This is a genomic window from Thiofilum flexile DSM 14609 (assembly GCF_000380185.1).
GTDB lineage: Bacteria > Pseudomonadota > Gammaproteobacteria > Thiotrichales > Thiotrichaceae > Thiofilum > Thiofilum flexile.
In genome coordinates this window covers 1-12,605 of sequence record NZ_KB904755.1, presented here as the reverse complement: position 1 = coordinate 12,605, position 12,605 = coordinate 1, and the positions used below count along the sequence as shown (strand labels likewise).

The window sequence follows — 12,605 nt, the reverse complement described above, 5'->3', positions numbered from 1 at the left end:
TTATGTCCTATTTGGAACCTACCGAATTTGTATCCAAAATGGTTGATCAGGGCGAAGCAAAAGTCTATATGTCGACCCGTGATACTCTGATTAGAGCCTTCATGGCGGGCGCTATTTTGGCGCTAGCTGCCGTATTTGCCGTGACTGTCACTGTTAAGACGGGTTCCCCATTAGTGGGAGCGTTGTTGTTTCCAGTTGGCTTCATCATGCTTTATTTGATGAAGTTTGATCTCCTAACGGGAGTGTTCACTCTAGTACCGCTAGCACTGATTGACAAGCGACCAGGTGTAACCGTAGCAGGAGTGCTGCGCAATTGGGGATTGGTTTTTATTGGTAATTTTGCGGGTGCATTGACCGTTGCATTCATGATGTCCTTCATTCTGACCTATGGCTATCATACTGATGGTGGTGAAGTGGCTACTAAGGTGTCCGAAATTGGTGAGTCGAGAGTGTTAGGCTATGCGGCTCATGGTGTAAGCGGATGGCTGACTATTTTCATTCGCGGTGTGTTATGCAACTGGATGGTCTCCATGGGTGTGGTTGGAGCTATGATTTCTACCTCTGCTACTGGCAAGATATTGGCTATGTGGATGCCGATTATGCTGTTCTTTTTCATGGGGTTCGAGCATTCCATTGTTAATATGTTCCTATTCCCCTTTTCCATGATTATGGGCGGCAATTTCACCTTTATGGAATATATGATCTGGAATGAGCTACCAACAGCCTTGGGCAATCTGGTCGGTGGTTTCTTGTTTGTTGGCCTACCACTCTACCTGACTCATGTGCGTACCCAACGCGAACGTAGTTTGAAAAACAGACCAGAAGCTGAACAAACTACTTCGGTGTTTAAGCACGCATGATCAAATTTCAAATTGATATTAATAATATCTCGGCTTGTAATAGGCCGATATTTTTGTCTCGTGATGGGGTTAATTATCACCATCAAGTAATTTTCTAATTAAGAGTACGAGTCGCAAAATTATAATGCATGCTGCGTCGCACAAAAAATACCGCTTAGGTTGAACTTCTTGCCTGCCAATGGGGACAAAACTATATTGTTGCAATGCACAATATTACATCGATAAGTTATAAACCAGAGGCAGCAATGAATATGAAAAACTATCTTGTCCTCGGCGAAAAGTGGGTACGCGCCATGGTGTTTGCTGATGAAGCGGATGCAAATGATTACACCGAAAAGAATTGTGCCCATATCCCGTATCAGCGCTACTCAGAGGCAGAGTTTAAGCGTATTTATGTCAATTCTGGCAAGCATAGGCTGGAATACAAAAATGATTATCGACAAGCTGTACCGCTGATCATCATACATTAACTAAGCTCTACCACTGCATCCCTAAGGGGATGTCTCAATACAGTTATCTATGCTCGAATAGGAGGAGGTTTCTCCTCCTATTCATCTATAAGTACTTGAACTTATACCTAAATATCACCCTGCCATACCTTCCATTAGTCACTTATTCCGATTCGTTTATGCCTTTGGTAGGTCTATATATATCGTTTATAAGCCTATAGATTTTTAATATAAATAAACAGTGTTAGCTTATTAAGTAAGTTAATGACCCATTCATTAACAACTTATTAACCGTTACACGAGTAGCAACTGCATGATAATCAATAACTTTTCTAAAGTCAGTACCTACAAAGTAGGTCTAGCACTAGGCTTAAGCCTCGTATTAGGTTTAAGTGGCTGTAACAGTGGTGGTTCTAGTTCATCGAGTTCTGGTCAATCCCCTAATCAAACACCTACACCCAATAATACTAATGAGTTACCTGTTGCCAAAGCGGGTGCAGATGTAACGGTAACCTCTAAACAAGTCGTCACTCTCGATGGTAGTCAAAGTACTGATACCGATGGACGCATCGTGAGCTATAGCTGGAAACAAACCTTTGGCCCGGCTGTTGAGCTTACTAATAGCACTAACAGCCAATTACAATTCACAGCACCTGAGGTGAGTGTGGATACCGTGTTCACCTTTGAGTTAACTGTACAGGATGATGCAGGTGCCAAAGCTACGGATACGGTCACCGTATTAGTTAAGGCTAATAGCAATAAAGCTCCTGTTGCTAATGCGGGTGCAGATCAAAGTGTGGCAAGTAATACGCCATTCGTATTATTTGGTAAAGGTACGGATACTGATGGAACAGTAGTAAGCTATCAATGGACACAAGTGAGTGGCCCTGCCGTAACCCTGAGTGATGCAAATCAAGCCAATATCGCTTTTAAAACGCCAACCGTTGCGATAGCTACCAATTTAGTTTTCTCATTGAAAGTAACCGATGACAAAGGTGCCACTCATACTGACACGGTCACTATTCAAGTTAAACCAGTAGCAGTGATTACAACTCCTCAAGTGCAAATTACCCCAGTTGAACCTGATGGTGCCACACTCAAGTGGGAAGCGATTGCAGGTATTAGCAAATACTTTATTTGCCAAGCGCAAGAGCCGATTGTTGATATTGCCAAATGTACGACTTACAAATTAGGCAAATGGATTCCAGTCAGCAATGCGACTAGCTATCAAGCCACCCATTTGCGTATGAATGAGACCACCTATTTCCGGGTAGTTGCTGAGGATGATAACGGTAATCGTAGCCCCGCGAGTGCTGAGGTAAAAATCACCCCGATTTTATCCAAACCCACTCATCCGCTGAATGATACCGGCGTGACTTATTGCTTAGATCAAGTCAATAAAGTTTGCTCGACATTAGATAAGAGTGTTTTATTACAAGATGCTTTCGCCGGACGTGATGCGACTCATAATGATGATAGTGACGGACATGCGGGCTTTAGCTTTAGCAAACTAGATTTTCAAGGTGCAGCACTCAGTGCTAAAGCATCGAGCTGGAATTGTGTGCGGGATAATGTGACAGGCCTTGTGTGGGAAAAGAAAATTACCCAAGGTGATAACGGCCTACATGACCAAGATTATACCTTTAGCGAAAAGGAAATTGCGCTGCCTGTCAATTGCCCGACTTGCTCCATTGCTCAATATGTAGCGAGTGTGAATAAAGCAGGCTATTGCGGTTTTAATGATTGGCGTGTACCGACTGCTTTTGAGCTGCGTTCGATTATGGACTATAGCTACACCAAAGAAGGGGAAACTTTAGTCGATAGCCAATACTTCCCTGATATTAAAAGCACGGATTTCTATGTAACTAGTACCCCGTCTTATTACTATAACTTCACTCGTCCGGTGGTGTTAGCGTTTGATTATCTAAAAGAGGACAGTTTTGTTGCTAGCGAGCCGCTCACTAGCACCGCTTATAAAGTGCGTTTAGTACGTTCAGCTACAACAAAATAAGGAAGTTATAACCATGAAAGCTCTTAAATATTTAATCCTCAGTGCTGCGCTAAGTATGAGTAGCTCACTACTAGCGGCTACAGAAGCGGCGACAGGTTGTCTAACAGCACCCGGTTTAGGTGTCAGTATTACCACACCAACCAGTGATTTTATCCTACAAGGCTCTGTAGCGATCCATAAGAAAACAGGTTTAATGTGGCAACGTTGTATGGCGGGTGAAGTACTAGATGACAAAAATACACCAGACGGTAGTGACGATATCTGTGTCGAAAGTCCAGTGGCTGCCACAGTAACTAATACTTACACATGGAGTCAAAAAGCTGTAGCAGGTTATACAGATTGGCGCTTACCTAATCTTAAAGAGCTGTATAGCATTGAAGAGGAATGTCCTACTGTAGAAGGACACCTGCTTAACTTAACCGTATTTCCAGTTTCTAGTGCTAATCGTGGAGCAGATAAACTGCCTGTACTGTTATCAAGCACTAACTTAATGCTGGTTAAGCAAATTATTGATCCGGCAAACTCCACCCTTGCCATACGCTTAGTGCGTGAGATGCAACCTGCACCAGCCACTAAGTAGCCTTGTACTGACAGAGGTAGGACTACCTACCTCTGTTACCCTATCCAGTACATCGATGTTGACATTAATGTACTAGGTCTTGCTTATTAAAATTAATTTTTAATTAACTCTTCTTATTACCACAACTAAGTGATAAATTTTTGCTCTTTATAACTAAGGCAAAAATAAAAGATGCTGAAACAACTATTATCAATAATCGTATTAATATCCTTAAGTATTACTTTTACAGGTTGTGCCACCATTACCCGTGGTACAGAAGAGGCTCTAGTGGTGGAGTCTGATCCGACAGGGGCGGATGTGAAATTATCAAATGGTATGACGGGGAAGACGCCTACTAGTTTTATGGTAAAGCGTAAGACTAATTTAGTCGTGACGGTGAGTAAAGCAGGGTATCAAACAACCACGGTTAATGTGAACTCACAAATTGCTGGTTCTGGTGGGGCTGCTATGGCAGGCAATCTAATCTTTGGAGGCGTTATTGGCGCAGCAGTAGATTCAAGTAATGGCGCTACTCGCGAACTAAAGCCTAATCCGGTTAAAGTGAAACTCAATCGCTTATAAGCTTACAAAATCTTTAGGAGAGCTGTTAGGCTCTCCTAACATGATTATTGACCCCAAAACTCATTCGTCATACTGCTTTCAAATAGCGCTCGTAATCGCTCTGCATCTACTCCTACACAAGCCTTTTGTTTCGGGCGATGGTTCCAGTTTTTCAGGGCATAAGAGGATAAACCATGACGATCAATAATGGTTTGACCGATAGCTACCCCCTCTGTGGCTACACAAATACTACCTTCAATAGTCTGAAATAAGGTAGGGTCAATCACATAGGCCACGGCGGAAATATCATGCCCATAGCAGCCTTGAATCCCCCGAATGCTGCCATAAAAACGCATATAGAATTGCACTGCATTATACATGAACTGCCCAACACGGGGATTCTGATCACGAATCCGCTCGAATAACGCTCGATCTAATATCACTTGATGCGTGACATCTAAGCCCACCATGACTACAGGCCAAGAGGCCGCCATCACATGCTCTGCTGCATGAGGGTCACAATAAATATTCGCCTCCGCCACGGGTGAAACATTACCGTCATGCTCAATAGCACCGCCCATAATCACCACTTGCTTCACTAGTTGAGCAATTTCAGGATTCAGTTGTAGGGCAGTCGCTAGATTATCCAGTGGGCCAATGGCTACGATAGTAATCTCATGCGGATGTTTCAGAATCTGCTCGACCATAAAAGCGGGGGCGGGCTGTGTAATTGCAGAGGTAGTCGGTAGTGGTAAATGCAAATTACCAAAGCCATCTGCGCCATGGACAAAATCAGGGAAGGGTGGGGTGGGTACTATCCAAGGACTAGCTCCACCTTGTGCCACCGGAATGTGACTAGCCTGAGCCATTTCTAATAAAGTCAACGCATTACGGGTAGCTTGGGAGACGGCTACATTGCCAAAGGTAGTGGTGACACCGATGAGATCAATAGCAGGATGTGCTAAGGCGGTAAATAATGCCATGGCATCATCAATGCCCGGATCGGTATCTAAAATGATTTTATGACTCATGCTAATACTTCTTCTAAGGTAGGGATGCTTTGTGCTGCTCCTGCGCGTTGTACACACAGTGCAGCCGCACGGCAGCCTAATTCTAAGGCATATTGAATCCCTTGTCCTCGACTCAATGCCGCTAACGCAAAACCAATAAAGGTATCACCTGCGGCGGTGGTATCCACCGCTTGCACGGGTAATGCAGGGACTTCAATCGCTTGATGCTGATCAACCCAAACGACTCCCTTGTCGCCTAGGGTAATAATAACGGCTAAGCTGGGATAACGCGTACTCAGCACCTGTGTGATTTGGCTCAACTCAAAGGTATCAAGCTGTAGTAATTGCTGTGCTTCGACTTTATTGATAATTAAGAGATTAAGCGATTCTAGGGGTAATTGAGCCACTTGTGCCGTCATGGGGGCGGGATTAAAAGCCACTTTTAAATGGTGTTGTGCCGCTAGTGTGATCATCTCTGCGGTGCAACTGCACTCATTTTGTAAGAGTAACCAATCATTAGCTTGAGCGGTTTTTAATAAATCCGGTAACTCGGTAGGGGTAAAAGAGTGATTAGCACCCCTATACAACACAATAGCATTCTCGGCTTGGTCATCTACTTGAATAATGGCGTGACCCGTAGGTAAGGGGCTAGCGGTGACTAAATGACAATCCACACCCGCGCTTTCAAGTTGCGCTAATACCCATTCATCACCCTCTCCATAACGACCAATATGCTGCACTTTAGCACCTGCTCGCGCTAAAGCGATGGATTGATTCGCTCCTTTGCCCCCCAGTAGGGTTTGATAAGAGCGGCTAGCTAGGGTCTCGCCCGGCTGTACTAAATGTGGCACACGATACACATGATCGATATTAATAGAACCATAATTAAAAATAGCCATCTGTGATCTTTCTCTTAGCTCAAGTAAGTAATGTCCACCAGCTTAAAACATTAGCTGCAAGCTGATAAGAGGGCTATTCAATAAAATTTTGCTCCCTTTCTGCCTAAATTGGGTATGATGCGTACTTATTTTTTAGGTGCTGGGAAGTTATTTATTATGTCGCACTTGCAATTTAACCTATTGAATACACAAGGTGCTGCTCGGCGCGGTCAACTGACCTTCCCACGCGGCACGGTACAAACCCCAACGTTTATGCCGGTAGGAACCTATGGCACGGTTAAGGCCATGACCCCCGAAGAACTAAAGGGACTAGGGGCGGAAATTATTTTAGGGAATACCTTTCACCTCATGCTGCGTCCGGGGACGGAAATCGTGCGCTTGCAGGGAGATTTGCATGAGTTTATGCATTGGGATAAGCCCATTCTGACCGATTCGGGCGGTTTTCAGGTCTTCTCCTTGGCACAAATGCGTAAGATTACCGAGGAGGGTGTGCATTTCCAATCGCCCGTCAATGGCAGCAAAATCCTAATGACGCCTGAGTCTTCTATGCAGGTACAGCGCGAATTAGGCTCGGATATTGTAATGATTTTTGATGAGTGTACCCCGTATCCTGCCACCTTTGAGGTCGCAAAGACGTCTATGGAGCTATCTTTACGCTGGGCAAAACGTAGTAAAGTAGCACATGAGGGTAATCCGTCTGCACTGTTTGGTATTGTACAAGGCGGGGTCTATGAGGATTTGCGCAAAATATCGGCAGAAGGTTTACAGGCTATAGACTTCGATGGTTATGCCGTAGGGGGGTTAGCGGTAGGCGAGCCTAAGGCTGATCGTGATCGTATTTTAGAGGCTACCGTTCCGCTATTGCCGCAAGATAAACCGCGCTACTTAATGGGCGTGGGTAAGCCTGAGGATATCGTCGAGGGGGTGAGACGCGGGATTGATATGTTTGACTGTGTGATCCCGACACGTAATGCGCGTAATGGTTTTCTCTTTACCCGTTATGGACAGCTTAAAATTCGCAATAGTATCAATAAAACCGATACGCGCCCGATTGATGAGCAGTGTGGTTGCTATACCTGTCAACACTATTCACGCGCCTATTTGCATCACTTGGATAAATGTAATGAAATTCTAGGTGCTCGCTTAAATACCATTCACAATCTTTATTATTATCAAGAACTCATGCGCGGTATCCGTGCAGCCTTGGAACAGGGAGTTTTTGAGGCTTTTGTGGTGGATTTTTATGCCCAACGCACAGCGTCACAGGAGCCTAGTTAGTAGATGGGTAACCGTAAGCGGGTATTCCCTCCGCAGTCGCTGTGAATACATCCTTGTACGCTACAAGGCGGCATCCTTGCCGCCAAGACTGCTCCGAGAATACCCGCTTACGGTTACGCTGTAAGTTTATGAATGGATACGTTTGGTGCTATGAAGAAACATATTTTGCTGATTGAAGATGAAGCACCGATCCGGCAAATGGTGAGGTTTGCTTTAGAGCGCGAAGGGTATGAAGTGTCAGAAGCTGCACATGCTAAAGCAGCACGAGCGCTGATTGCCGAGCGTGTGCCGGATTTGATGTTAGTGGATTGGATGCTACCCGATTTATCGGGGCCTGAGCTGATTAAACGCTTGCGTTCCGAGGAGCTGACGCATGATGTGCCGACGATTATGCTCACCGCTAAAGTAGATGAGGAGAATATGATTCAAGGTTTAGATCATGGTGCAGATGATTACCTGACTAAGCCGGTTTCGATGAAATTGCTTAGCGCTCGGATTAAGGCATTATTACGTCGTAGCATAGGCTTTAATGAAGAAACCGTTTTGCAAAGTGGACGTTTAGCACTTGATCAAGCTTCTTATCAATTGCGTATTGATCAAGTGCCTGTAACCATTGGTCTCACTGAGTTTCGTTTATTGGAGTTTTTTATGCAGCATGCGGGGCGTGTTTACTCGCGTGCTCAATTGCTGGATTTTGTCTGGGGACAAAGTAAGTATTTAGAAGAGCGCACGGTAGATGTGCATATTTTACGTCTGCGTAAAGCCCTGAAACCGTATGAAGTAGATCACTATATTCAAACGGTGCGCGGGGCAGGCTATCGGTTTGAACAGGACAATACCTAAACACATGCAAGTATATTGGTCGATTGAGCTACGCCGTCTGGTCGGGGGCGTAATGGTGGCGGTGATTTTTGGGTTTATCACGGGTTATTGGTGGGCTGCTTTTCTAGTCACCGCGCTGGGTTATGTGGCATGGCTGTTATATAAGTTGCGTCAATTACAGCTATGGTTAGTACATGATTTTAAGCCCGATGAGTTACCCGATAGTGATGGGGTGTGGGAGCAGGTAGTTACCTTAATCAATCGCTCGCGCCAAAAAAGTATTAAACGCAAACAAAAACAAGAAGAGATCTTACAGCGCCTTAATAATATTATTTCAGCACTGCCCGATGCGGTGATTTTATTTGATGATGATCATGTGATTCAGTGGAGTAATAGCACCGCGTTAGCCTTAATGGGTATTAATGGCAAAACCGATGTGGGGCAGCGCATTGATAATTTACTGCGTGCGCCCGAAATTGCTCAGGCACTCACGGGCATGGATACCGAGGAGGAAATTCAGTTTATCTCCCCACGTAATGCTCAAGCCACCTTACAGGCGCGTATTTTACCCGTAGAGCGGGGGTTATGGTTATTGAATGTGCGTGATATTAGCCAGCGGATTCAATTGCAGCATACGCGCAAAGCTTTTATTGCCAATGCCTCTCATGAATTGCGTACTCCTTTAACAGTGGTGAGTGGCTATTTGGAGTTAATGCAGGAAGATCCTGAGGTGCCAGCGCATTTAGTGATGGCGATTCAACAGTCGCGTGAGCAAACCCTCCGCATGCAGCAAATTATCAGTGATATGCTCACCCTGTCTAAATTAGAGACTATGGAACGCGCTCAAATCCCGCTACGGGTGGTGGATGTGCCAGAGATGCTTAAAAATACTAGCCAAGCTTTAACTGATACCCTAGCCGCGCAATCTCATACCTTAGAAACCCATATTGATGCTGAGCTAATGATTATGGGGGTAGAGGGGGAGCTTACGAGTGCGATTACTAATCTGATAGATAATGCGATTAAACATACGCCAGCGGGTACGCATGTGATTGTGCGTTGGGAGCGTCTCAATCAAGATTATGCTGCCCTCACCGTGACGGATAATGGGCCGGGGATTCCGAATGAGCATATTGTGCATCTCACCGAGCGCTTTTATCGGGTGGATACCGGACGCTCACGTGAGCGTGGGGGGACGGGGTTAGGTTTGTCGATTGTGAAGCATGTGATTCAAAATCATCAGGGTTATTTAAGTATTAAAAGCCGTCCGGGGGAGACTACGTTTCAGGCGAGTTTTCCTTTGATTAAAGAGACAAAAGAGGCTGAAATTTTGGTTAATACTTAATCTAATATTGAGGCCGTTTAAGTAGCTCTTGAGTGATAGGTGAGAACGTGGGTTTTGTAAAAAAAGCAGAGTCTGCTTGTTGTTCGAGTTGAGTATCAAGCGGGAGAATAGCCAGCATTTTTCCTTCTAGTCCTTGCTCATTACGAGTTTCCCACAGGCGCTTAAATTGCCCACGAGTTAATGTGCGATTACCTAATGAGGGATCCGCTAGTTTAACCAGTCGATCATTAATCCCAGTAATCACAGTGAAATGATCTTCTTTGCGCTGCTGTACATAGACAATGACAGGGAGTTTTAGCTCTAATAATTGTTCCCAATCGGTAGCAACGCCAATACCTTTGAAACCCAGTTGCGGTAAAACGGCCTGCATATCGGCAAAGGAGGCACGGCCTTTATTGCCGGTGTGTCTGACAATGAGGTCAAGAATCTGTTGTTCGGTGGTGGGGCGGCGGTAATACTCGGTGAGAATAGTCGCAATGGAGGCCGAGCCGCAGGAGTAATCTAAATCCTGTTTAACGACTCGTGCATCTCGTCGGGCTTTCCAGTGTTGAATAGGAAGTGAGCCATTTAATGAGGGGGTTTGCATCCAAACAGTATTAGGGGGGGTATTGGTGTCTGCGCTGGCGTTGTTTACTAGGAGAGCTAGGCTAATTAGGATAAGAGTGGGGTAATGGAGCATTTTAAAATTCCTAGGTGATTATAATGTCATTAATTAATTGTAACCACTCAGTCTATGCTCTGGTAGCGTACACTCCATTCAATCAATGAGTTATAAAACTTGATGATTGTATTTTACTAAAAATCACCATTTAGAAAGCAAGCATAAAACAACATATTGTGTTATCTATTGCTGAAAAGAGCTATATCTATAGACTGAGTGTTACGTTATTTCTAATAAAGAATATATCTATAAATTGTTATAGTTATTGAAACCAATATCCATATGGTTATGGATAGTAAAATTACTTTTGAAAGTGACATGCTTTTAGCTGAGATACCTCCATATTTTAAATTTATTTGGCAAAAGCTAGTTTTTAGCAATAAATTAGGTAGTATTAAAATCAAAAAAATGGATAATAAGTTAAAAATCTCCCAAGGGTTCTGAAATACTAATAGTCCTGCACCATGTAAGATACCGAATAATGAAAAAGGCATTACTATGCAAAATATCATTTTAATAGGCATGGGATGGAGTCCAGTTTTTTGACTAAGTGATAGAGCCTGCAGCAATAAATACTGCAAGCCTATTATTAGTGCTATTACTAGTAAGTACTCAAGTAAAAGTTATTGAGGTTTGTTCTTTAAAATACAATGGCTTATAAATTCAAAATTCCGGATAACTTCGTTTAACTACTTAAGACAATATATCAAGAATATATTATGGTTTTTAGAGCTTATGCCTCCTAGCAAAGTAAAAAAAGAAGCTACCCCATGTTACAAGGAAAGCAATAATAAAATTAAGAAAGCTATTTTCAAATATATTCTTATATAATAAAAAAAGAGCTAGAAATAATATGCTACATATAATAATGCTGCCTTTTATATTAAAAGGAGGTTGAATATAATAGTTATGTGCCACCCATAAAGCGCCAAAGCTGCATATCCAATATAAAGTGTTATAAAAAAAAGACATATCTGTAAACCTATGGCTGACTAAAAATAGGACGTAAGATAGACAGTTGATTCATTTGAAGGTTGATGGCAGATAAATCAGATATGGCACTATCTTGATGTATCTACCACCATGCCATACTAGTGCTTATCTACGATATGGGAAGCCTGTGCCTCCACTCCAAGAGTGCCAGTTATTTACAATATGACTGTCATTAGCACCTATTCCACCACCTACCAAAGCTGATGTTGTATTAAACCTGATCATGTAATTTACCGATATATTAGGGTACTTTGAGTGTAATTAATGATAAATAATCAGTCTAATAATTTTTTTAAATTAATAATTGATTCGCTATTGCTCTGTATAGACTAGAGAGTACGCTCAACAACCCATTGAAGTCAGTGCTATAATGATTTCAACGTCACTACTCAACTTAACCTATGGCTGAAAAAGACATTATAAGCAAAGACGTACTACAACATTTAGCCGCAGATATTGCTAATATCCTGCTGCATCTCGATGTTGAGTATGACTCAGTAGAACTATTGCAAACAGAACAACAGCGTATTGAAGTACGCCGTGCCGATATGGTCGCACGCATGCGTAAACGCCAAACAGGCGAGCAATTCATTCTTCACGTTGAAATTCAAAACGCTAATGATGCCACTATGCCGGTACGCATGCTGCGTTATGTCAGCGATATACTGCTCTTGCATCCAAATGAGCCAATTTATCAATATTTGGTCTACATTGGCAAAGCGCGTCTGAGTATGCCGAATGAGTTATTATTACCCGATTTTCACTATCGCTATCGGGTATTAGATATGCACACCGTGGATTGCAGTTTACCGAACCAGCCGTAAAGCCCCTTGCTTCAGCTAGGGGATATCAGGCGATCGGCGACAGCCGATGAAAGGTAGTACTACAGTAATAGCAGTTAGCACCTTTTGTAGTATAATCAACATCATGAAATCAGCCACTCACCTCAAAACCCTCAAAGTTCGCATCAAGGATAAGCACAAGCCTATTCTTGAACGTATGGCGTTTGAGGTGAATCAGGTGTGGAATGCTGCCAATGAAGAAACCGCCTATTATTCTCACTTTTTCATTCCAGAGTTTGGTTTTCACTCACTTTATCTCAGTGCGTATGATCTACAAAGCCAACTCAAAGGCATGAAAGCCGAACGAGGCTTTAT

The 12,605-nt window shown here is 43.3% G+C and carries 12 protein-coding genes and 1 pseudogene; 10 read left to right on the top strand and 3 right to left on the bottom strand.

Features of this window, described 5'->3' with window-relative positions; genetic code table 11:
- Positions 1-2 precede the first annotated feature (2 nt).
- From A3IK_RS0105565 to A3IK_RS0105545, 5 genes are all read left to right on the top strand, one after another.
- Positions 3-860 carry a formate/nitrite transporter family protein gene (locus tag A3IK_RS0105565; protein WP_020558990.1) on the top strand — a complete coding sequence of 286 codons (858 nt, stop codon included), beginning with the start codon at positions 3-5 and terminating at the stop codon, positions 858-860.
- A gap of 251 nt (positions 861-1,111) precedes the next feature.
- A complete protein-coding gene (locus A3IK_RS0105560; RefSeq protein WP_040848758.1) occupies positions 1,112-1,330 on the top strand; it encodes a hypothetical protein in 219 nt (72 codons plus the stop codon).
- Between the two features lie 292 nt (positions 1,331-1,622).
- A complete protein-coding gene (locus A3IK_RS0105555; RefSeq protein WP_020558988.1) occupies positions 1,623-3,320 on the top strand; it encodes an Lcl C-terminal domain-containing protein in 1,698 nt (565 codons plus the stop codon).
- A 13-nt stretch (positions 3,321-3,333) separates the two neighbouring features.
- Positions 3,334-3,900, top strand: a complete 567-nt coding sequence (locus A3IK_RS0105550) for an Lcl C-terminal domain-containing protein (protein ID WP_020558987.1) — start codon at positions 3,334-3,336, stop codon at positions 3,898-3,900.
- 171 nt (positions 3,901-4,071) lie between these two features.
- Complete coding sequence (locus tag A3IK_RS0105545; RefSeq protein ID WP_020558986.1) at positions 4,072-4,461, top strand: PEGA domain-containing protein; 390 nt, start codon at positions 4,072-4,074, stop codon at positions 4,459-4,461.
- A 44-nt stretch (positions 4,462-4,505) separates the two neighbouring features.
- Here the strand turns inward: A3IK_RS0105545 and A3IK_RS0105540 are convergent, their stop codons facing one another.
- Entirely contained in the window at positions 4,506-5,471 is a 966-nt protein-coding gene (locus tag A3IK_RS0105540; RefSeq protein ID WP_020558985.1) for a nucleoside hydrolase, read from the bottom strand.
- Positions 5,468-6,349, bottom strand: coding sequence for a ribokinase (locus A3IK_RS0105535; protein ID WP_020558984.1), 882 nt, complete (start codon positions 6,347-6,349; stop codon positions 5,468-5,470). Before A3IK_RS0105535 ends, A3IK_RS0105540 begins: the two co-directional genes overlap by 4 nt.
- Before the next feature lie 165 nt (positions 6,350-6,514).
- Here A3IK_RS0105535 and tgt point away from each other — a divergent pair, with 165 nt between their 5' ends.
- From tgt to phoR, 3 genes are all read left to right on the top strand, one after another.
- The gene (tgt, locus tag A3IK_RS0105530) at positions 6,515-7,627 is read left to right on the top strand and encodes a tRNA guanosine(34) transglycosylase Tgt (protein WP_026220824.1); all 1,113 of its coding nucleotides are present in this window, start codon (positions 6,515-6,517) and stop codon (positions 7,625-7,627) included.
- Between the two features lie 132 nt (positions 7,628-7,759).
- On the top strand, positions 7,760-8,470 hold the full coding sequence (phoB, locus tag A3IK_RS0105525) for a phosphate regulon transcriptional regulator PhoB (protein WP_020558982.1): 711 nt from the start codon (positions 7,760-7,762) through the stop codon (positions 8,468-8,470).
- 4 nt (positions 8,471-8,474) lie between these two features.
- Positions 8,475-9,794 (top strand): phosphate regulon sensor histidine kinase PhoR, encoded by a 1,320-nt coding sequence (gene phoR / locus A3IK_RS0105520; RefSeq protein ID WP_020558981.1) that lies wholly within the window; start codon positions 8,475-8,477, stop codon positions 9,792-9,794.
- 1 nt (position 9,795) lies between these two features.
- On the opposite strand, the gene A3IK_RS18645 is transcribed toward phoR, so the two are convergent.
- Positions 9,796-10,473 carry a C39 family peptidase gene (locus A3IK_RS18645; protein ID WP_020558980.1) on the bottom strand — a complete coding sequence of 226 codons (678 nt, stop codon included), beginning with the start codon at positions 10,471-10,473 and terminating at the stop codon, positions 9,796-9,798.
- Between the two features lie 1,376 nt (positions 10,474-11,849).
- Between A3IK_RS18645 and A3IK_RS18640 the strand changes: the two genes are divergently transcribed.
- On the top strand, positions 11,850-12,272 hold the full coding sequence (locus A3IK_RS18640) for an RpnC/YadD family protein (RefSeq protein WP_020558978.1): 423 nt from the start codon (positions 11,850-11,852) through the stop codon (positions 12,270-12,272).
- 103 nt (positions 12,273-12,375) lie between these two features.
- Positions 12,376-12,605 (top strand): annotated as a pseudogene (locus tag A3IK_RS18635) (RNA-guided endonuclease InsQ/TnpB family protein); the annotation flags it as partial.

Excerpts from the sequence above, each read along its gene's own strand:
- A3IK_RS0105540 (WP_020558985.1), bottom strand. The coding sequence starts at position 5,471 with ATGAGTCATAAAATCATTTTAGATACCGATCCGGGCATTGATGATGCC.
- A3IK_RS0105560 (WP_040848758.1), top strand. The coding sequence starts at position 1,112 with ATGAAAAACTATCTTGTCCTCGGCGAAAAGTGGGTACGCGCCATGGTG.
- A3IK_RS0105565 (WP_020558990.1), top strand. The coding sequence starts at position 3 with ATGTCCTATTTGGAACCTACCGAATTTGTATCCAAAATGGTTGATCAG.
- A3IK_RS0105555 (WP_020558988.1), top strand. The coding sequence starts at position 1,623 with ATGATAATCAATAACTTTTCTAAAGTCAGTACCTACAAAGTAGGTCTA.
- phoR (WP_020558981.1), top strand. The coding sequence starts at position 8,475 with ATGCAAGTATATTGGTCGATTGAGCTACGCCGTCTGGTCGGGGGCGTA.
- A3IK_RS18645 (WP_020558980.1), bottom strand. The coding sequence starts at position 10,473 with ATGCTCCATTACCCCACTCTTATCCTAATTAGCCTAGCTCTCCTAGTA.
- A3IK_RS0105545 (WP_020558986.1), top strand. The coding sequence starts at position 4,072 with ATGCTGAAACAACTATTATCAATAATCGTATTAATATCCTTAAGTATT.
- A3IK_RS0105550 (WP_020558987.1), top strand. The coding sequence starts at position 3,334 with ATGAAAGCTCTTAAATATTTAATCCTCAGTGCTGCGCTAAGTATGAGT.
- A3IK_RS18640 (WP_020558978.1), top strand. The coding sequence starts at position 11,850 with ATGGCTGAAAAAGACATTATAAGCAAAGACGTACTACAACATTTAGCC.
- A3IK_RS0105535 (WP_020558984.1), bottom strand. The coding sequence starts at position 6,349 with ATGGCTATTTTTAATTATGGTTCTATTAATATCGATCATGTGTATCGT.
- phoB (WP_020558982.1), top strand. The coding sequence starts at position 7,760 with ATGGATACGTTTGGTGCTATGAAGAAACATATTTTGCTGATTGAAGAT.